The organism is Bradyrhizobium sp. HKCCYLRH3059 (genome assembly GCF_051168035.1).
Lineage (GTDB): Bacteria > Pseudomonadota > Alphaproteobacteria > Rhizobiales > Xanthobacteraceae > Bradyrhizobium.
On sequence record NZ_JBNPUF010000007.1, the window covers coordinates 153,344 to 172,269 of the forward strand.

Here is an 18,926-nt window from a genome sequence, read left to right on the forward strand (position 1 = left end):
TACGTTGTATTGTTCGCAACTGCACTGCTATTGCGGCTCCTTCCGAATGGCAATATCCCTTCGCGGTCCAGCCGAACCAATGCCCACCAGATCCTCGTTCGGCTGCCGGTTATGCGGCCAGCCGATCACGACGCAGCCTCTCACGCTCGGCGTCCTCCCCGTCTGCAACCGCTTCACGCGTGACGGCCGCGTCGATCACTCGTCGGCGCTCGACGTCGTCGAATGCGAAGCTTGCCAACTTGTTCAGCTCCGTGAGTCTCCGCCTCCCGAGATCGTTGCTCCGGCGGTGCCGTGGATCAGATATCGCGAACCGGAAGGCCACCTCGATGCGTTGGTCGAACGACTCGTCTCGTTCAGACCCCTTGCGGGGCGCGCGCTGGGCACAGGCCCCTTCGAGCAGCCGCTTCTCACCCGCCTGGCTCGGCGAGGTCTGCAGATCGAGTCGCTCGATCTGGAGGAGAAGGGTTGCGGAGGGCGCTATCCCTATCTTGAAACCTGGCAGGCCCGCCTCAACGCGGCGGATCTCGCAGCTCCAGCCGCCTCGCTCGGAACATTCGACATCGTCTCCTGCCGCTATCTCATCGAGCACACGTCAGCCCCTGTCGATGCCTTGCAGGCTCTCAAGACCCTGCTTTCGCCCCAAGGCCTTCTGCTGATCGAGGTCCCCGACAGCAGCAAATTCCTCGCGGCGCGCGACTACTGTTTCCTATGGGAAGAGCACAGCTGCTATTTCGTCGAGGAAACGCTGCGCCGTCTGGCCGAGGAGAGCGGCTATCGCGTGCTGGCCCTGCTACGCTATCCGGGGGCCCTGGAGGATGCGCTGGCGGCCGTCCTGACCCCCGCGGGCAGTCCTCCGGCAGCGGTCTCACCGCGGCGGGGATCTTCCAGCCTGTTCCAAGCCTATCGTGACGATTTTGCTCCCACCCGGGCGCGGTTGCGCGGGAAACTGACGACCCTCGCCGGGCCGGACGGGGATCGAATCGCTCTGTTCGGCATCGGACATCACGCCATCATGTTCGCCAACGCCTTCGGCGTGGCCGACATGTTCGCGCTTGCCGTCGATGACGACCCCGACAAAGCGGGCTTTTTTCCACCGGGTTTCGCCGTCCCCGTGGTAGGATCGGATCGCCTGCTGGCTGATGGGCAGATCACCACCTGCCTGTTTGCCGTGGCACCTCACATCGAAGGCAAGGTGCGCGAGAAGCTCGCTCCCCTCGCTGCGCGGGGCGTGGAATTCCGCTCGATCTACGCCGCGCTCGACAACGCAATCACGAAGGACCTCGCTCCATGAGCCTCGTTCAAAAATCACCCGAGGTATTCCTGGCCGAGGGCCCCATTTCATCGGTGGGCGCGGCCGAGATCAACACCCTGAAGGCCGCGGTGAAGGCCAGCCCGAAGCGGCGGGCCCGCATCAACGCCCATCCGGACGGCGATGACAGCCTGCATGAAATGATCATCGCGATCGATTCCAGCTCCTACATCCGTCCGCACAAGCACCCCGGCAAGAGCGAGGCGTTCCACATCATCGAGGGCGAGGTCGATATCGTGGTGTTCGACGATGACGGCCAGATCGAGCGTGTCGTCGAATTGGGGCCGCCGGGCGGTGCGCGCCCCTTCTACTATCGCATGTCGAATGCATTCTTTCACACCCTGATCATCCGCAGCGACCTGCTGATCGTGCACGAGATCACCAACGGCCCGTTCCGCCCCGGCGCCAGCGTGTTCGCCAACTTCGCGCCCGAGGACAGCGACGCCGCCGGGGCCGAGGCCTATCAGGCCGATCTCGTCCGGCGTGTCGCCGCACGGCAGGGCGTTGCCGCATGACCAGCCATGCCGTCGTGGTCGGCGGCACCCGCGGCCTCGGCCGCGTGGTCGTCGAACGCTTCCTGGCGCGCGGCTGCGCCGTCAGCGTCGTGTCGCGGCAGCGCCCGGCCGATTTTCCCGATCAGCCCGGCTTGAAGCATTTTTCCGCCGATCTCGAGCGCAGCGAGAGCTTTGCCGGGCTCTGGGGTGAGATCGCCGAGGCCAACGGCCCGGTCCGCTACCTCGTCCTGAGCCAGCGCTTTCGCGGCCAGGGCGATCCCTGGGCCGGGGAAATCCAGGTCGGCCTGACCGCCTCGCGCGACCTGATCGAGGGCTTTTCCGGCCATTTCGCTGACGATGGCGACCGCGCCATCGGCGTGGTCAGCTCGGTCTATGCCGAATTCGTCGGCAGTTCGCAGCCGGTCGGCTACCATGTCGTGAAGGGCGGCCTCAACGCCATGGTCCGGCATTACGCCGCGACGCTCGGCCGGCGCGGCATCCGCGTCAACGCGATCATGCCGCTGACCTATCTGAAGCGCGAATCGCGCATCTTCTATGAGCAGAACGAGAAGCTGATGGAGACCTACCGCAAGCTGGTCCCGCTGGGCCGGCTCGGGACGGCCGAGGAATGCGCCGACGCCCTCGACTTCCTCTGCAGCCCGCGCGCTTCGTTCATCAACGGGCAGAGCCTGTTTCTGGATGGCGGAGTGTCCACAGTCTGGCAAGAAGAGGTCGCCAAGAGCTTCGCCGGCCTGTAAAACCCGCCGCAAATTCCTCTTCGGCCGACCGTCCCGCCTGCGGGATCGCCAACCCAGGATCGACACCTCATGCAGCACGTCAAGCACAAGACCGATTGCCGCCTTTGCGGCTCGACCTCGCTCGATCACGTGCTGCCGATCAGGCCTTCGGCGATCGGCGACGCGTTCGTGACGGCGGACCGGCTGGGCGAGAAGCAGGACCTCTACCCGCTCGACTGCTATCTTTGCCTCGACTGCGGCCATCTGCAGAATCTCGACGTCGTCGATCCCGACATCCTGTTCCGCGACTACACCTACCGCACCTCGGTCTCGCTCGGCCTCGTCGAGCATTTCAAGCGCTATGCGCAATCGGTGGTGTCCTCGCTCGCCATCCCCAAGGGCAGCCTGGTCGCCGAGATGGGCAGCAATGACGGCTCGCTGCTCAAGGCGTTCAAGAACGAGGGCATGCGCGTGCAGGGCATCGACCCCGCCCGCGACATCGCGGCGACCGCCACCAAGGAAGGCGTGCCGACGATCCCGGATTTCTTCACCAGCGCGCTGGCGGCCCGCATCAAGTCGGAGCAGGGCGAAGCCAAGCTGTTCTGCGCCAACAACGTGTTTGCGCATATCGACAACATGTCCGACGTCGTGAAGGGCATCCGCCTCCTGCTCGCCGACGACGGCGCCTTCGTGTTCGAGGTCTCCTACATCGTCGACATGATCGACAACATGGTGTTCGACACGATCTACCACGAGCACGTCTCGCATCACGCGCTGATCCCGCTCGAGACCTTCCTGAACCGGCACGACATGACGCTGTTCCACGTCGAACGCACCGGCACCAAGGGCGGCTCGATCCGCGCCTTTGCGCAGCCGAAATCGACCGGCAAGCGCCCGCGCTCGGCGGAGCTGTCGACGCTGATCGCCGAGGAGGAACGGCGCGGCGTCACCAAGCCGCAGATCTACCGTGACTGGTTCGTCGCCATCGAGAACTGCAAGCGCCGGGTGCTCGCTACTCTCGACGAGGCCATCGCCGCGGGCAAGCTGGTCGCGGCCTACGGCGCCTCGACCACCACCACCACCCTGCTCTACCATTTCGAGCTGGAGAACCGGATCAAGTTCATCGTCGACGACAACCAGCTCAAGCACGGCCGCTTCAGCCCGGGCGCCCACATCCCCGTGCTGCCCTCCAGCGAGCTCGCGACGCGAAAGCCCGACATCGTCGTCGTCCTCGCCTGGATCTATGCGGACCCGATCCTGAAGCGCAACCAGGCCTACCTGGACGCAGGCGGTCGATTCCTGGTGCCGCTGCCGGAGCCGCGGATCGTCGACGCCTCGGGCTCGGTCGCGATCTGAGCCGCGGCGGCGGCCTGAGCTGACCGGTTGACAGTGCCCTCGTAACATGGTCCAGCAAGCCCCGGCGATGGGCCGCCGGCGTGGCGGGGGTCCAACCGCATTCAGCTGGTAAGACAAACACTTACGGCTCTCGCGAGGTACAAGGATGACCACCCTGACCGATGGACAGGTCGAGCGGTTCGTGGTTGCGGATCGGCGTCGCATCTCCTGGGCGCGCTGCCGCGAGGACATCGCGCCTTTCATCACCCGTCACGTCACCTGGCGCGCGCTCGCTGCCGGTGACATCCGATCGAAATACCGCCGCACCATGCTGGGCCCGTGGTGGATCACGGCCACCAACGCGATCACCGCCCTGATCATGGGCACGGTGGCTGGCCGCTTCCTCGGCGCCGACATGAAGACCTACCTGCCCCACTTCATGGTCAGCATGACCATCTGGAGCTTCATCTCGTCCTCGCTCAGCGAGGCCTGCTACACGATGATCAATGCAGGCGGCATGATCAAAGCCGTCGACATGCCGATCCTGATCCATGTCATGCGCATGGTTCAGCGCAACCTGATCATCTTCCTGCACAACATCGCGGTGATCCCGTTCATCTGGCTCGTCTATCCATGGTCGGTCGGGTTCGGAATGGTCCTCGCCATCCTCGGCCTGATGATCGTCTACGTCTTCGTCGTCAGCGCCTCGGTGATCGTCTCGATGATCTGCGTGCGCTATCGCGACGTGCCGCCCGTCATGGCGGCGGTGCTGCAGCTCCTGTTCTTCATCTCTCCGATCATCTGGGAACCGTCGAGTATCCGCGGCGGCGAGCTCATCGTCACGCTCAATCCGATCGCCTATCTCTTGTCGGTCACGCGCGGTCCGCTGATGGGCGACGTTCCCGGCCTTGCGACCTGGGCCGGTGCCATTGGATCGGTCGCGGTCCTGACCGCCGCCATGATCTATATCTACACGCGCTATCGGTCGCGCGTCGTGTATTGGGCCTGACATCATGGCCGGGAGCTCTGGATCCGCCTCGAATGACTCTCATTGAAGCCAAGCAAATCGGCATCGAATTTCCGGTCGCGCCGCCGAACGCACGATCATTCCGGCATCTGGCCATCAAGGCGGCCTCGCGCGTCGGCGGCCGGGTCTCGAAGAGCGACGGCTCGTTCCAGTTCGTCCAGGCGCTCGATGACATCAGCTTCACCCTGAAGCAGGGCGACCGGCTCGGCCTGATCGGCCACAACGGCGCCGGCAAGACCACGCTGATCCGCGTGCTCGCCGGCATCTACGAGCCGACGCGCGGCTCGCTGCGGACCGTAGGGCGTAACGTTCCGATGTTCGACATCGGTCTCGGCATGGACGAAGAGGCCTCGGGCTACGAGAACATTCGCACCCGCGGCCTCATCCTCGGGCTCTCGCCCGAGGAGATCGAGCAGCGCGTGCCCGAGATCGCCGAATTTGCCGAGCTCGGCGACTATCTGGAACTGCCGATCCGGACCTATTCCTCGGGCATGCTGCTGCGTCTCGTGTTCTCGATCGCAGCCTCGATTCACGGCGACATCATCCTGATGGACGAGTGGATCGCGGTCGGTGACGCGCAGTTCCGCAAGAAGACTCACGGCCGGCTGCAGGACATCACGATGCGCTCGGGAATCGTCGTGCTCGCCACCCATGATCATGGCCTGCTGCGCGACACCTGCAATCTCGGGCTCTATCTCGATGGCGGCCGCGTGCGGGCCTTCGGCGCCCTGGACGACGTTCTGAAAGAGCTGCCCAAGGTTTGAGCGGCCGGGCTCGACAGCATGCGGCAGGAAGCTCGCTGAACCATGACCACGACGCCCGCCCGCGCTGCCTCCCCGACCGTCACGCTGGTCGTCCCGAACTTCAACCACGCCCACTACCTGCCCGAGTCGCTCGGCAGCATCGCGAACCAAACCCGCGCCCCCGACCGCGTCATCATCATCGATGACTGCTCGACGGATGACAGCATCGCGGTCATTTCACGCTTCGTGGCGGAACGGCCGAGCTGGCGACTGATCCGCCACGAGACCAACCAGGGTGTCGTGCGCGGTCAGAACGAGGCCCTGGCGATCGCGGACACCGAATGGATCGGTTTTCTCGGGGCCGACGATGCGCTGCATCCGGCTTATCTCGAAAAGGCGATGGCGCAGGCGACCACCCATCCCGAAGCCGGTCTGGTCTTCGCCTGCTGCGAGATCATCGGCCCTCAGGGACCGTCCGCAAAACGGATGCTGCGGCCGGTGATGCTGCCGGCTTCCGCATCGGCGATGCTGACGCCGGCCGACGTTCGCCACGCGCTGCGTTTTGGCGACAACTACTTTTCGGGCACCACCTCGCTCTACCGCCGCACGGCCTTGCAGGCGCTCGGCGGATTCGACGTCAAGCTCGGCTCGTTCTCGGACGCGTTTCTCGCCCGGCGGCTGGCATTGACCTATGGCTGCTGCTTCATCGCCGAGGCGCTCGGCTACTGGCGCATTCACGGCCAGAACTATTCGACGGCGACCGCAACCGATCCGGCTTCGCTCAACGCCAAGCTCGCGGAGATCGGCGCGCTGATTGCGCAAAGCAGGCTGTTCCCAAAGGGGTATGAGGATGTGTTCGCCCGGCGCAATCGCTTCGGCGCCGCGCGGATGGTACTGGGCGGCGATACGGCAGCGTCGGCCAAGGCTGCGCGCGTATCCGCCTTGCTCGACGGCAATGCGCTCGATACGCACCTGCTTGGGCTGATGTTGAGCCTCGGCTCAAGCGGCCGCCTTGCTGCGCTGGCTTGGATCACCTTGCGGACGCGGCCGATGTCGCTGTCTCGCCTGCTCGCCCAGACCGCCACCCGGCGGGCGATCTTGTCCGCCACGCACGGCTATCGCGCGTCATGACGGTCCGCGCCCCCTTCGGCTCTCTCCGGCGCCGCCTCGGTGCGAAGGCGGCGCCTGCGCCGATCCGCGCGACGCCGACGGCGCAACCATCGCCGCAGGCGCCGCGCAGCCGCTGGTCGCCGCGGACGTGGCTGACGGCATCCGCATTTCGTCTCTATGCGTTCCTGAGCGCGCGGCGCCGGCAATTGCTGCCGCTGACCACTCGCGCCGCGAACATCGTCGACAGCAGGCTCATCGTTGCGCCGGCCGGGGCGACGCTGCTCCGGCTGATGGACCGGCAACTGGCAAGGGGATCGCGCCTTGGCCGTTTGCTGGCGCTGACGACCTCGACCACGTTGGCCGCCGCCGCGCAGGTTCATCTGGCCGCCAGCCGCAAGCCGAGCGCGCTGCGTGCGGTGCGGATCTTGAACCTGATCTTCCGCAGCAACGTGCGTGCGCGAGCCGGTGTGGGCGCGCAGGCCTATTTCACCACGCTGGCGCTGTGCAGCGCCTATGACCGGATCGTGCGCGACGTGCCACGGCCCGAGACGATCGACAGCTTCGCGATCAATTTCGCGGTCGGCGTCGCCCACATGTATCGCGGCAATCTGCCGGTCGCGGCCCATTTCCTGACAGCGGCTGCGGCCTCCGGCGACGGCAACGCGCTGCGCAAGCTCGGCGCCGTCCACGCCTTGGCCGGCGACCACGTCCAGGCCGCCGCTTGCTTCGAGGCGTCGGTCGCACGCGATCCCCGCTCGGTGATGGCGCACCAGAACTATGCCGGCGGCTATGATCCGTCGACCTACACGCCGAGCGCCTGGGAGCTGGAGCATGCCGGCGAGCTCCTGATCTACGACAATCTGATCCAGCTCGGCGAGAACTTCTATCACCAGGGCCGTTACGACGACACGTTCCGCTGCTATCAGGCCGCGCTCGACCATCAGGACGCCTTGGCGGCCAAATGGTCGATTCCCGGCGCGCTGATCGATCGGATTGCCGGCGCCAGCAGCATCTTCGATCCCGCGCTCCCGGTCCGGCTGCTCGGCTACGAATGGGTGACGCTGATCGGCCACATCGGCTTCATCGACTGCCATTTGCGCATGGCCGCGCTCGGCATGCTGCCGCGCGCCAACTACGTCCTGCTTGCTCCGGCGAGCAAGGTGGTCAACCAACCGTTCCTCAGGCTGTTCGCGCCGCATGTCACGATCGTCGAGGACCCTGCTCTCGTCGACGACCTGCTGCCCTATCAGCGGCTGGTCGGCGACCAGTTCATCGCCGTCCGCGGCCAGGACGGTCTGGCCGAGCCATGGGCCCACGCGGCGTCGCGCGCGCAGGTCGCCTGGGCCGAACAGCGGCGGCTGCCGATCGTGAAGGTCCCATCGGAGCTGATGGACACCGGGGCTGCCAGGCTGCGCGCCGCAGGTGTCACCGCGGACTGGTTCGTCGCGATGCACATCCGCGAGGGCGGCTATCATGGCGACGGACCAGGCACCACGCGCCAGCATCGCTCCGCCAATGTCGGCGACTACCTGGACGCCATCGCCGCAATCACCTCACGCGGCGGCGCCGTGGTCAGGCTCGGCGATCGCAGCATGACGCCGCTGCGCGGCATGGCCGGCGTGTTCGACTACGCGCACAGCGACATCAAATCGGCGGAGATGGACCTCTATCTCTGCGCCGCAGCTCGTCTATTCGTCGGCACGACATCGGGCCTGACCACGGCCGTGCAGGCGCTGGGAACGCCGATGCTGCTGGTCAACTGCATCTCCAACGACTGCCAGTTCTGGCATGACCGCACCGACTTCACCGTGCGGCCGGTCTATGACCGGCGTGGACGGCGCTACCTCTCGCTGCGAGAGACCTACCGCCAGCCGCTGCAGGCGCTGCTGATCGACACCGCCGTGCTGGCCCGTCACGGGCTCGAAATCCACCCCAATACCGCACAGGACATCACGGCAGCCGTCCGCTACAAGCTCGATTGCCTGGACGGAACCGGCAGATCCCTGCGTGAGGGCGGCCCGCAGCTTGATCGCTATCGCGCAGCGCTCAGCAGCAACCCCTACAATTTTGGTGCTGCGCTACCGGTCCCCGCGTTCCTGGACCGTCTGCCCGAGCTGCTGCACTGAACGCGTAACCCGGCCTCGGTTCGATCAACGCCCGCGACGGCCATAGCGGGTCGTTTTCCAGTGCTTCGGGGCTCCCGTTAACCTCCGAGCAAGATCGATGCCCTGTAACTTGGGATGGTCGCGATTCGGCTCGGCAGCGCGTCGATACGGTCGAGCCATGCGCCGCTCATGCGATTAGCCGGAACTGAGGCAATGCCCGGAGTGTCCACCTTACAGTCGGTCACGACCTCACCTCCGTACGACGCGGGGGTCCCTCCGCCGTCGAATCCCGTGGAGCTGCCCGACGAGGCGGTCCAGGCCCAGCTCGCGCAGGGCGACTTCGGCGGGATCGGCGCGGTCACCGCGGTGAGCGCCGGCGGACTGACAATCAATCTGCTGTTCGACACGGCGGCGATGAATGCACCGGCGAGCTTTCGCGCCGGCATTCAGCAGGCCGCCGCGATCCTCACCTCGATGATCTCGGATCATATCACCGTCAACATCAAGATCGACTATAGCGGCGTCGGCGGCGGCGCGGCGGCCGGTCCTGACGGCGGCCAGTGGATGAGCTATTCGAGCGTCAGGTCCAACCTGATCAACTATGCCAGCCCAGGCGATACCACCTTCAATGCCCTGCCGGCGGGATCCAGCATCCAGGGACAGTCCTACGTCGCGGTGTGGAATTCGCAGCTGAAGCTGTGGGGCGGCCTCGGCGCCAACGATGCCACCACCGACGACGGCAGCGCGACGTTCGCCACCGATATCAATTCGAGCCTGCTGGTCGGCGTGGCCCTGCATGAGCTCACGCATGCGTTCGGCCGCGTCCCCTACGGTCCGCAGCCGGACATTTTCGACTTCTATCGTTTTTCGAGCCCAGGCGCGCGCCTGATGACCGGCGGCGCCACGGCGTCGACCGCGTATTTCTCCCTCGACGGCGGCTATACCAAGCTCGCCGATTACGGCCAGTCGTCCGACCCGAGCGATTTCCTGAACAGCGGCGTGCAGGGCGGCAACGATCCGTTCAACGAGTTCTACACCTACAGCACGCTGCAGACGCTGACGGCGGTGGATCTCAAGCAGCTCGATGCACTCGGGTTTCACCTGACCGGCTCGTCCGGCACGGTGATCCAGACGAACGGCGACACCAGCCTGACGTTGGTGGGAAACCGCTATTATCTCATCAGCAGGACGACCGGAACCGGCCCTGAAATGAAGTACGGGGGCACGCCCGTCACGGTCGGTGAATTCGGCAGCGTCGCGCCGGTAGGCGCCATCAAGACGGGCTCTGGATACAACATCGCTTGGCAGGTCGCAGGTACGAATCAGTTCACCTTCACGACCGCCGACAATAACGGGAACTACACGTCGAACATTTCCGGCATCGTCTCGGGAAATAGTTTGACTTCTGAACTCCAGGAAACAACCTTCGGGCAGGATTTCAACCACGACGGGTCCGTCGGAGTCACTGCGTCGCTTGTCCACGCCAACGGCGACACGAGTCTGCTCCAGATCGCCGACCAATATTTCATGTACGTCAACGGCTCGGGTCCATCGATCAAGATTGGCGGTGCCCCCGTCGTTGTTGGCCAGTTGGGAAATGCCGCCCCGATCGGCGCGATTCACACCTCGTCCGGCTACGACATCGTCTGGAAGGATTCGACCACCGGCCAGTTCACCTTCACTGCTGCTGACGGCAACGGCAACTACACGTCCAATCTCAGCGGATGGGTGTCCGGGAGTAGCGCGACGGCGATGTCCGAAGAAATCGTCTTCGGTCAGGATTTCAGCGGCGACGGCACGATCGGGCCGGTCGCTACGGTCATCCAGGTCGACGGATCGACCAGCCTGGTCCAGGTCGGCAACAACTACGGACTCTACACTGCCGGCTCTGGCCCGACGATCAAGATCGGCGGCGCGCCGGTGGTCGTCGGCCAGCTCGGCAACACGACCCCGATCGGCGCCATCCAGGTCGGGTCCGGTTACGATATTGCCTGGAAGGATGCGACGACCGGCGAGTTCACCTTCACTGCTGCCGACGGCAACGGCAACTACACATCCAACCTCAGCGGATGGGTGTCGGGAACGAGCGCGACGGCCAAAACATTCGAAACGACCTTTCACCAGGACTTCAATAGCGACGGTGTGATCGGCATATCCGCACCAATCGTCATTCAGACCGATGGATCGACCAGCTTGGTCCAGATCGACAACAATTATGGTCTCTACACCGGTGGGTCCGGCCCGACGATCAAGATCGGCGGCGCGCCGGTGGTCGTCGGCCAACTCGGCAACACGATTCCGATCGGCGCTATTCAGATCGGATCGGGCTACGACATTGCCTGGAAAGATCCGACCACCGGTCAATTCACCTTCACAACCGCAGATGGAGATGGTAATTACAAGGCGAACCTCAGCGGGTGGGTATCAGGGACAAGTACGACGGCTGAGAACCTCGAAACGTTATTCCATCAGGACTTCAACGGCGACGGCACGATCGGTGTTCCCTCCTCCAACAGCCCGCTGCTGGCAGCTCCACAATCGGCAACGCCTGCCGGCGGTCAGAACCTGACAGCGTCGGCGGATTTCAGCGGCAATCTCATCGGATTCGGTAGCACCGCCGCTCAGATCGATCTCAAGAGCATCGCATTCACATCGCTTCAGACGCATTTCGACGAGACGAGCGGAATGCTGTCGCTGAGCGACGGGCCCAACAGCGCGTCGCTGCACTTCGTCGGCCCATTGTCGCAGGACAGCTTTCACTTCGCAGCGGACGGCCAGGGCGGCACTCTGATCTCCGGGACCTCGATCTCCGGCGCGGCATCCTCATCGGTGTCGCTGCAGGGACACGACACCTTCGTGTTCGCCGAGCATTTCGGTCAGGTGAACATCGCCGACTTTGCGGTCGGCACCGACAAGATCGTGTTCAGCCAGAGCATCTTCGCGGACCCGTCCACGCTGCAGGCCGCCATCCATGACGACGCCGCGGGCAACGCCGTCATCACCGATCCGGCACTCGACACCATCACGATTCAGCACGTGTCGACGGCCGAGCTGCTGTCTCATCTGTCGAGCTTCCATCTGGTCTGAGACCGGCGGCATTCGAGGCGTCGTCTCCGCCATTCGGCGGGCGAAGGGTGCCCGGCGGGCGGTTTCCGCCCGCCGCAGGACAGATAACGGCTCGCGCGAGGGCCGCTCTTGCCCTATACGGCGCTTCGACCATCCTACACCGTGAGTTTGATGCCCCCGCCCCGCTCCGCTTCGCCGCGCCGCCTGCTCTACGTGGCCAACGAGGATTACGCCTTCCTGATGCATCGCCTGCCGATGGCGCGCGCGGCGCGCGAGGCCGGCTACGAGGTGCATGTCGCGACCAACGTCAATGCCGGCGCCGCCGCGATCGCCGCCGAGCGGTTCGTGCTGCATCCGATCCCGTTCCAACGCGGCGGGCTGTCGCCGTCATCAGCCCTGCCCACGATCCGCGCGATCCGCGCCGTCGAGGCTGCGATCAGCCCCGACGTGGTGCATCATTCCGGATTGCAGTCGAGCGTGCTCGGCTCGCTCGCCGCGCTTGGACGCACCACTCCGGTCGTCAACGCCATGACCGGCCTCGGCTATGTGTTCACATCGGCGAGCTGGCGCTCGCGTCTGCTCAAGCAGGGCCTGCTGTGGCTGCTGCCGCAGCTCATGAACCGGACACCGAGCTGCGTGCTGGTCCAGAATCCCGACGATCGCGAGGCGCTTCAAGCCATGGGCGTCCGGGGCGACAAGATCACGCTGATCCCGGGCTCGGGCGTCGACACCGACCGCTTCCAGCCGCTGCCAGAACCGGACGGGCCGATCACCTTCGGCTTCGCAGGACGGCTGCTGACCGACAAGGGCGTCCGCGCCCTGGTCGCTGCGCACCGCATGCTGCGCCAGCAGGGCCGCGACGACCAGTTGCTGATCGCCGGCTCGCCTGATCCGGCCAATCCTGCCTCGGTCTCGGCCGAGGAGGTCGAGGCCTGGCGGAAGGAACCCGGCATCACCCTGCTCGGCCAGATCAAGGACATCACCGAGCTCTGGCGCCGCTGCCACGTGGCCGTGCTGCCGTCGCATCGCGAAGGACTTCCGGTCAGCCTGCTGGAGGCCGCCGCCTGCGCCCGGCCGCTGATCTCCACCAATGCACCCGGCTGCCGCGAGATTGCGATCCACGACCAGACCGGACTCGCCGTGCCGGTCGAGGATGCGGCGGCGCTCGCGCAGGCGATGGCGCAGCTGGCGGCGTCGCCCGAGATGCGCGCACGTTATGGCGCGGCGGCCCGTCAACTGGTCGAGGACAAGCTCTCGGCCAGGATCATTGGCCGTTCGGTGGTGGCGCTCTATGATCGCCTCATCTCGGCCGCAGAGGTCTGCGGATGATCGCCGATCCCACCGCGGTCCTTGCCGCCATCGCCGTGCTCGCGGCCGCGATGTGCGCCATCCTGATCGTGCTGTTGCGTCCAGTGCTCCAACGCTACGCGCTGGCGCGGCCGAATGCGCGCTCGTCGCACAAGATCCCGACGCCGCAGGGGGCCGGCATTGCCGTGATCGGCGCCACGATCGTTGTCGGCGGCGCGTTCGCCTCCGTGGCCGGTTTCGCGCCGCTGCTGATGCTGTTCATCGCCGTGCCGATGCTGGCGCTGGTCGGCCTGATCGACGACATCAGGCCGATCCCGGTGCTGCCGCGCCTGGTCCTGCAGGGATTGGCCGTCGGCCTCGTCGTATTCACCGCGCCTGACGATCTCAGGCTGTTTCCGATCCCGCTGGCGGTCGAGCGCACGCTGCTGCTGATCGCCGGCCTGTGGTTCGTCAACCTCGTCAACTTCATGGACGGGCTCGATTTGATGACCGTGGCCGAGGCAGTGCCGATCACGGCGACGCTCGTCCTGTTTGGCCTCTCCGGTGAACTGCCCTGGCCGGCGACCGCCATCGCTGCGGCGCTGGGTGGCGCCATGCTCGGCTTTGCGCCCTTCAACCGTCCCGTCGCAAAGGTCTTTCTCGGGGATGTCGGCAGCCTGCCGATCGGGCTGCTGCTCGGCTGGGGCCTGCTCCATCTTGCCTGGCAGGGCGACGTCGCAGCGGCGCTGCTGCTGCCGCTGTATTATCTGATCGACGCCACTTTCACCCTGTTGCGACGGATGGCACAGCGCGAGCCGTTCTGGGCGGCGCACCGCACGCATTTCTATCAACAGGCCACCGATAACGGCTTCACCGTCTGGCGCGTCGTCAGCGAGGTGTTCATCCTCAACGTCGTGCTTGCGACGCTCGCAGCCATCTCGGTCGCGCAGCGTTCCATGACGGCCGACGCCATCCTGCTCGTCTTCGGTCTCGGCGCCGTCACCTGGGTGCTGAGCCGCTTCTCGCGGCGGCGCCATTGAAGACTCAGGCCGCGCTCGAGCCGAATTCCGGCACCGCATCCTTCAGCACCGACTTGATCGTCACCGGATCATTGCGCGCGATCGCCTGATCGAGCGCCGCGATCCAGGCCTTCAGCGTCGGCATCGGCGGCTCGTTCGGGTTGGCGGCCATGATGCCGGCGACACCGATCTCGACCGGCGGCTCCTCGCTCGCAAACAGGATCTCGTTGAGGCGCTCGCCGGGCCGGATGCCCGTGAACACGATCTCGACGTCGTAGCCCGGCTGCAGGCCGGACAGGCGAATCATGCGTTCGGCCAGTTCGACGATACGGACCGGCTGGCCCATGTTCAGCACATAGACCGAGACGTCCGGGCGCTGCGGCGCCAGCGCATGCGAGGCCGCGGTGATCACGAGATCGCAGGCCTCGCGGATGGTCATGAAATAGCGCACCATGTCCGGGTGTGTCACCGTGACAGGACCGCCCGCCTCGATCTGGGCCTTGAACTTCGGCACCACCGAGCCGTTCGACGCCAAAACGTTGCCGAAGCGCACCGAGATCAGCCGCATCGGCGGCCGTCCCGTCGGCCGGTCGGCGAGCTGGCGATCGAGCGCCTGGCAGTACATTTCGGCGAAGCGCTTGGTGAGGCCGAGCATCGACACCGGCTCGATCGCCTTGTCGGTCGAGATCATCACCATGGCCTCGGCCCCTGAGGCCACCGCGGCATCGGCCACGTTGATCGAGCCGAAGATGTTGGTCTTGACGCCCTCGCTCCAGTCGCGCTCGAGGATCGGCACATGCTTCAGGGCGGCGGCATGGAAGACCAGATCCGGCTTGAACTCGCCGATCAGCGCGAACACCCGGTCGCGATCGCGGATGTCGGCGATGCGCCCCTCGACGGCGACGGCAGCCTCGGGATCGGCCGCGAGCACCTCGGTGATCGCGTAGAGCGCCGGCTCGGAATTCTCCAGAATGAGCAGCCGCGCCGCGCCGAATGCCACGACGCGCTGGCAGATCTCGGCCCCGATCGAGCCGCCGCCGCCGGTGACGACCACCGCCTTGCCACGCACCAGCGCTTCGAGACGTCCGTAATCGATCTTCTCGCTCGGCCGCAGCAGGAGGTCCTCGACCGCGACCGGCGCGAGCCTCGGCGCATCGCCGCTCTCCAGCGACGGCAGGCGGCTCACGATCAGGCGCAACCGGCGCGCCCGCATCAGGAAGGTTTCCGGATGACAGTCCGGATCGAACGCCGTCGGCATCATCAGGGCGCGCGCGATCGGCCGGTCGCGGCGGGCGAAGTCGGCCGCGACATCCTCGACATCGTCGATGCCGCCCAGCACCGGCACGCCGCGGATCAACTGCCCCCGGTCGGCGGCCGATGGCGAGAGAATGCCGATCGGCCAGATCCGCTTGACCGCGCCGCTCTCGATGCCGCGCAGCACGACCTCGGCGTCGGCAGCACGGCCGATCAGGAGCGCGGGGGCAGCGTCCTCGGACCGCGCGTGCCGTCGCACCCGCGTGTAGCGGAAGTAGCGATAGGCGAAACGCAGCGCGCTCAGCGCAAAGATCTCCAGGAACCAGTAGAGAATGATCGTGAGCTTGCCGAAGAAGAAGGTGCCGCGGACGTTCGGCGCAACGATGATGTAGTCGAGAACCAGCAGCGCCAGCGTCAGCACGGTCGCGACTCGGACGATGTTCAGCGCGTCCGGCAGCGAGATGAACCGCCACTTCGTCGTCAGAAGGCTCGAGAAGTAGAAGACGACGAAGCTGAAGGCGATGAAGTACGGCAGGATCTGCAAGAGCAGCGGCACCCGCTCCCAGAAGGTGCTGGCGCCTTCGAAGCGGATATAGAACGCCGCGAACAGCGCGACGACGCTGACCAGGAGGTCATGCGCGGCGATCAGCATATTCCGGTAGGTCAGTTGAGACGGACGCGTCATGGTTCGAGCGTCCCCTGCCCAGCATCAGGCGGCGTCCGCGATCGCCACACCATTCCGCCGGCCACGCCGACGCCGATCACGTACATCCACCCCTCGTGGAAATCGAAGATGTGGGAATTGAACAGCGAGGTGAAGATGTTCTGCACGACGACGAGCAGCCCGATCCAGGGCACCAGCCCGTCGCCGCGGAACAACAGAAGGTGCACGGCCCACATCGCGTAGAGAATCACGATCCCGAGCGCCCCCCATTGGACCGCCACGTAGAGCGTCTGATTGTGCGGATTGCTGACGACCTGGCTCGAGGAGAGGTCGCGCGACCCGCTCGCGGCCAGCTCGAACAGATGACGCGTCGAGCCCGAGCCGTGCCCGATCAGCGGCGCGTCGGCCAGGAACCGCAACGACTTGCGCCAGAACTCGAGCCGCTCGCCGATCGACGTCACCGCGCGATCGTTCCTGTAGTCCTGATATTGGCTCGTGAACGTCGCCACCTTGCCCTGCAATTGCGGGGACACGGTCCATGCCGCGAGGCCCAGCGCAAGGGCAACGGCCGCGATCAGCAGGTTGGCACGCCATTTCAGGTGGATCAGCCCGAACACCGCAAGCAGGATCGGGATCGTCACCAGCGCGGTACGCGAGACAACGATGAAGATCATGTTGGCGAGGAACGCGATCATGATCGCAGTGAGCAGGCCGGCCGGAAGGAAGCGGCGGGCGCGCAGCAACTGGGCGATCGGATAGGCCAGCGCCACGGCGCAGAGCGAGAACTCCTGGCCCTGGTCGATGTAGTTCTTCACGAAGATGCCGCGATCGGCATTGGCCTTGAGCGCGAGCGCAGGATTGAACGCGACCGCGGTCGACACCACGACCATCAGCACGCAGGAGGCGAGAAACGCGGTGAAGACCCACAGGCCGCGCTCCGACCGCTGGAAATGGTAGAGCAGCGCGGGCAGCACCAGAAGCTTGGCCGCAGGTCCCACCGCGTAGAACCGCGCGCCCCATGCGACGTCCGACCACAGCGTTCCCACCAGCGCCAGCAGGAACAGCGCGATCGGCGCCAGCGCGATCGGCCGCTTCAGGACCTGCAGCAGACGCTCGACATCGAGAAACGGCACCATCGTGATCAGCATGACGACGCCGAGGATCGACACCAGCGAGGTCGACCACGGCAGCGAGGCCGCCAGCAGAATCGCCACGACATCGACCGTCGTCCGCCACGCCGCCGGATCGCGCCAGCGGCGCGCCAGCAGCGCCGGGCCGGGATGACCTGCCAGCGCGCTCATCGCGCCTCGCTCCGGGCGCGATCGACCAGCGCGGTCGTGCTGTGCCCTTTCAGGATGTCGATCAGGATCACCTCGCCGCCGCCGGCCTCGACGACCTCATGCCCCACCACCTGCTCGCGCGTATAGTCGCCGCCCTTGACCAGGACGCTCGGCCGGACCAGCTCGATCAAGCGGAGCGGCGTGTCCTCGGCGAAGATGGCGACGAGGTCCACCGCCTCGAGCGCGGCCAGGACCTCGGCGCGCGCGCGCTCGTCCTGCACGGGCCGGCTTTCGCCCTTCAGCCGCTTGACGGAGGCATCGCTGTTCAGCCCGACCACGAGCCGGTCGCAGGCGGCGCGCGCCGCGGTCAGCACCTTGACGTGGCCGGGATGCAGAATGTCGAAGCAGCCATTGGTAAAGCCCACGCGCAGGCCCTCTCCCCGCCAGACCTCGACGCGGGCGGCGAGCTCGTCATCGCTCTCGATGATCTTCTCCTCAGCGGCACGATAGGCATGCGGCAGGATCTTTCGGCGCAGCTCGGCCGATGTCACGCTGGCGGTGCCGTGCTTGCTGACGGCCACCGCCGCCGCGGCGCTCGCCATCCGCAACGCATCCGCCCAGGCGGCGCCGGCCGCGAGCGTCGCGGCAAGCACCGCAACAACCGTGTCGCCGGCGCCGGAGACGTCGCGCACCTTCACGGGATAGGCCGGCACGTGAATCGGATCGCCCTCGCGCGGGACCAGCGTCATGCCGCGCTCGCTCTGCGTCACCAGGATCGCCTCGCAGTCCGCGAGATAGATCGCATCCTGCGCGGCCGCGGCGATCTCCTGTTCGGTCTCGGCGCGGCTGCGGGTCGCTTCCGAAAACTCCTTGCGGTTCGGCGTCAGCACGCTCGCGCCGCGATAGATCGCGAGATTCGCGCTCTTGGGATCGACGATGACGCGCTTGCCGGCCTTGCGCGTCGCGTCGATCACGTTGCGCAACACGCGCGCCGTGAGCACGCCCTTGGCGTAGTCCGACAGCAGCACGATATCGGCCCGCGCGATCAGCGGCAGGATGGCCTCGATCAGCTTCTGCTCGATCTCGCCGGCCGCCGGTGCGGCGCGCTCCCAGTCGGCGCGGAGCATGTGGGTGGAGAAATGCTCGGAGACGAAGCGCACCTTGCGCGTCGTCGGCCGCGAAGGATCACGGACAAGCACGCTCTCGATGCCACCCTCCTTGGCGAGCTCGGCCTCCAGCTGGTCGCCGGCCGCATCCTGCCCGACGAGACCGACGAAGATGCAGCGGGCGCCGAGCGCGGCGATGTTGCGCGCGACGTTGCCGGCACCGCCGATAGTGGTCTCGCTTCGCTGGACCGCGATGACCGGCGCCGGCGCCTCGGGGGAAATCCGCGACACCTCGCCATAGACGAACTCGTCCAGCATCAGGTCGCCGATGCACAGCACCGTCTGGCGGGCGATCGCTTGCGAGAGATCGTCAAAGTCGAACATCAGCGG

14 protein-coding genes are annotated in these 18,926 nt (G+C 66.0%); 11 read left to right on the top strand and 3 right to left on the bottom strand.

What is annotated here, in order from left to right:
* The first annotated feature begins 79 nt into the window (after window positions 1-79).
* The 11 genes from ACQR13_RS22305 (at window position 80) to ACQR13_RS22355 (ending at window position 14,253) form a co-directional block, all read left to right on the top strand.
* Complete coding sequence (locus ACQR13_RS22305) at window positions 80-1,291, top strand: methyltransferase domain-containing protein (RefSeq protein WP_315753253.1); 1,212 nt, start codon at window positions 80-82, stop codon at window positions 1,289-1,291.
* Window positions 1,288-1,824: a WbuC family cupin fold metalloprotein gene (locus ACQR13_RS22310; RefSeq protein ID WP_315753255.1), complete on the top strand. Its 537-nt coding sequence runs from the start codon at window positions 1,288-1,290 to the stop codon at window positions 1,822-1,824. Before ACQR13_RS22305 ends, ACQR13_RS22310 begins: the two co-directional genes overlap by 4 nt.
* Window positions 1,821-2,561: an SDR family NAD(P)-dependent oxidoreductase gene (locus ACQR13_RS22315; protein ID WP_315712830.1), complete on the top strand. Its 741-nt coding sequence runs from the start codon at window positions 1,821-1,823 to the stop codon at window positions 2,559-2,561. The genes ACQR13_RS22310 and ACQR13_RS22315 overlap by 4 nt, the downstream gene beginning before the upstream one ends.
* A gap of 69 nt (window positions 2,562-2,630) precedes the next feature.
* Entirely contained in the window at window positions 2,631-3,896 is a 1,266-nt protein-coding gene (locus ACQR13_RS22320; RefSeq protein WP_315753257.1) for a class I SAM-dependent methyltransferase, read from the top strand.
* Between the two features lie 145 nt (window positions 3,897-4,041).
* Entirely contained in the window at window positions 4,042-4,884 is an 843-nt protein-coding gene (locus ACQR13_RS22325; protein WP_315712833.1) for an ABC transporter permease, read from the top strand.
* A gap of 32 nt (window positions 4,885-4,916) precedes the next feature.
* Window positions 4,917-5,666: an ABC transporter ATP-binding protein gene (locus ACQR13_RS22330; RefSeq protein ID WP_315712834.1), complete on the top strand. Its 750-nt coding sequence runs from the start codon at window positions 4,917-4,919 to the stop codon at window positions 5,664-5,666.
* Between the two features lie 42 nt (window positions 5,667-5,708).
* The gene (locus ACQR13_RS22335; RefSeq protein WP_315753259.1) at window positions 5,709-6,776 is read left to right on the top strand and encodes a glycosyltransferase family 2 protein; all 1,068 of its coding nucleotides are present in this window, start codon (window positions 5,709-5,711) and stop codon (window positions 6,774-6,776) included.
* A complete protein-coding gene (locus ACQR13_RS22340; protein ID WP_315753261.1) occupies window positions 6,773-8,881 on the top strand; it encodes a TIGR04372 family glycosyltransferase in 2,109 nt (702 codons plus the stop codon). Before ACQR13_RS22335 ends, ACQR13_RS22340 begins: the two co-directional genes overlap by 4 nt.
* 192 nt (window positions 8,882-9,073) lie before the next feature.
* Complete coding sequence (locus ACQR13_RS22345) at window positions 9,074-11,947, top strand: NF038122 family metalloprotease (RefSeq protein ID WP_410052255.1); 2,874 nt, start codon at window positions 9,074-9,076, stop codon at window positions 11,945-11,947.
* 150 nt (window positions 11,948-12,097) lie between these two features.
* A complete protein-coding gene (locus ACQR13_RS22350; RefSeq protein ID WP_316225665.1) occupies window positions 12,098-13,255 on the top strand; it encodes a glycosyltransferase family 4 protein in 1,158 nt (385 codons plus the stop codon).
* Entirely contained in the window at window positions 13,252-14,253 is a 1,002-nt protein-coding gene (locus ACQR13_RS22355; RefSeq protein WP_315825084.1) for a glycosyl transferase, read from the top strand. Before ACQR13_RS22350 ends, ACQR13_RS22355 begins: the two co-directional genes overlap by 4 nt.
* A 4-nt stretch (window positions 14,254-14,257) precedes the next feature.
* On the opposite strand, the gene ACQR13_RS22360 is transcribed toward ACQR13_RS22355, so the two are convergent.
* From ACQR13_RS22360 to rfaE1, 3 genes are read right to left on the bottom strand one after another with little or no spacing between them, the layout of a single operon-like run.
* Window positions 14,258-16,171, bottom strand: a complete 1,914-nt coding sequence (locus ACQR13_RS22360) for a polysaccharide biosynthesis protein (protein ID WP_315753268.1) — start codon at window positions 16,169-16,171, stop codon at window positions 14,258-14,260.
* Window positions 16,168-17,451, bottom strand: a complete 1,284-nt coding sequence (locus tag ACQR13_RS22365) for an O-antigen ligase family protein (protein WP_315753270.1) — start codon at window positions 17,449-17,451, stop codon at window positions 16,168-16,170. Before ACQR13_RS22365 ends, ACQR13_RS22360 begins: the two co-directional genes overlap by 4 nt.
* Entirely contained in the window at window positions 17,448-18,920 is a 1,473-nt protein-coding gene (gene rfaE1 / locus ACQR13_RS22370; RefSeq protein WP_316166172.1) for a D-glycero-beta-D-manno-heptose-7-phosphate kinase, read from the bottom strand. The genes ACQR13_RS22365 and rfaE1 overlap by 4 nt, the downstream gene beginning before the upstream one ends.
* Window positions 18,921-18,926: the final 6 nt, after the last annotated feature.

What these genes read in the sequence shown, in the direction of transcription:
- ACQR13_RS22320 (WP_315753257.1), top strand. Translation starts at nt 2,631, where the DNA reads ATGCAGCACGTCAAGCACAAGACCGATTGCCGCCTTTGCGGCTCGACC.
- ACQR13_RS22325 (WP_315712833.1), top strand. Translation starts at nt 4,042, where the DNA reads ATGACCACCCTGACCGATGGACAGGTCGAGCGGTTCGTGGTTGCGGAT.
- ACQR13_RS22335 (WP_315753259.1), top strand. Translation starts at nt 5,709, where the DNA reads ATGACCACGACGCCCGCCCGCGCTGCCTCCCCGACCGTCACGCTGGTC.
- ACQR13_RS22305 (WP_315753253.1), top strand. Translation starts at nt 80, where the DNA reads ATGCCCACCAGATCCTCGTTCGGCTGCCGGTTATGCGGCCAGCCGATC.
- ACQR13_RS22315 (WP_315712830.1), top strand. Translation starts at nt 1,821, where the DNA reads ATGACCAGCCATGCCGTCGTGGTCGGCGGCACCCGCGGCCTCGGCCGC.
- ACQR13_RS22345 (WP_410052255.1), top strand. Translation starts at nt 9,074, where the DNA reads ATGCCCGGAGTGTCCACCTTACAGTCGGTCACGACCTCACCTCCGTAC.
- ACQR13_RS22355 (WP_315825084.1), top strand. Translation starts at nt 13,252, where the DNA reads ATGATCGCCGATCCCACCGCGGTCCTTGCCGCCATCGCCGTGCTCGCG.
- ACQR13_RS22365 (WP_315753270.1), bottom strand. Translation starts at nt 17,451, where the DNA reads ATGAGCGCGCTGGCAGGTCATCCCGGCCCGGCGCTGCTGGCGCGCCGC.
- ACQR13_RS22360 (WP_315753268.1), bottom strand. Translation starts at nt 16,171, where the DNA reads ATGACGCGTCCGTCTCAACTGACCTACCGGAATATGCTGATCGCCGCG.
- ACQR13_RS22310 (WP_315753255.1), top strand. Translation starts at nt 1,288, where the DNA reads ATGAGCCTCGTTCAAAAATCACCCGAGGTATTCCTGGCCGAGGGCCCC.
- ACQR13_RS22350 (WP_316225665.1), top strand. Translation starts at nt 12,098, where the DNA reads ATGCCCCCGCCCCGCTCCGCTTCGCCGCGCCGCCTGCTCTACGTGGCC.
- ACQR13_RS22330 (WP_315712834.1), top strand. Translation starts at nt 4,917, where the DNA reads ATGACTCTCATTGAAGCCAAGCAAATCGGCATCGAATTTCCGGTCGCG.
- ACQR13_RS22340 (WP_315753261.1), top strand. Translation starts at nt 6,773, where the DNA reads ATGACGGTCCGCGCCCCCTTCGGCTCTCTCCGGCGCCGCCTCGGTGCG.
- rfaE1 (WP_316166172.1), bottom strand. Translation starts at nt 18,920, where the DNA reads ATGTTCGACTTTGACGATCTCTCGCAAGCGATCGCCCGCCAGACGGTG.